Source organism: Zoogloea oryzae (assembly GCF_030161255.1).
Taxonomy (GTDB): domain Bacteria; phylum Pseudomonadota; class Gammaproteobacteria; order Burkholderiales; family Rhodocyclaceae; genus Zoogloea; species Zoogloea oryzae.
The window spans coordinates 1-680 of record NZ_BSPX01000289.1 but is presented as its reverse complement, the minus strand read 5'-3'; the positions used below and the strand labels follow the sequence as shown (position 1 = coordinate 680).

The 680-nt window shown below is 54.3% G+C and carries 1 rRNA gene; it reads left to right on the top strand.

The features are described from left to right. Window positions 1-296: 296 nt before the first annotated feature. Window positions 297-680 (top strand): 16S ribosomal RNA (locus QQK25_RS23440); the annotation flags it as partial.

The following is a 680-nucleotide window of genomic DNA, read 5'->3' as shown; positions in this document are numbered from 1 at the left end:
CTCTTCGCAGCGCAGTTGTTCAGCGCGGTGGAGGGGGGGTAGGCCGGAGGATTGGCTGCTTCTGCGCAGTCAGGTGTTTGCGGCGAAGTTTAAAAAGATTTCGCGAAATGCTTGACGGAGCTAAAAAGCTCTGTATAATGCGCACCTCTTCGCTGCAGCGCGCAGCGGTTCTTTAAAAATTCGAACAACCGATAGGTGTGGGTACTCGGTTTCGAGGCGGTGTTCTGGTTTATACCAGAGTGCCACAAGAAATTGAAGTATCTGCAGAAACGTCAGGTTTCTGGAGTTTTTGGATTGAACTTAAGAGTTTGATCCTGGCTCAGATTGAACGCTGGCGGCATGCTTTACACATGCAAGTCGAACGGTAACAGGGAGCTTGCTCCGCTGACGAGTGGCGAACGGGTGAGTAATGCATCGGAACGTGCCGTGTAGTGGGGGATAACGTAGCGAAAGTTACGCTAATACCGCATACGCCCCGAGGGGGAAAGTGGGGGACCGCAAGGCCTCACGCTATACGAGCGGCCGATGTCGGATTAGCTAGTTGGTAGGGTAAAGGCCTACCAAGGCGACGATCCGTAGCGGGTCTGAGAGGATGATCCGCCACACTGGGACTGAGACACGGCCCAGACTCCTACGGGAGGCAGCAGTGGGGAATTTTGGACAATGGGCGCAAGCCTGAT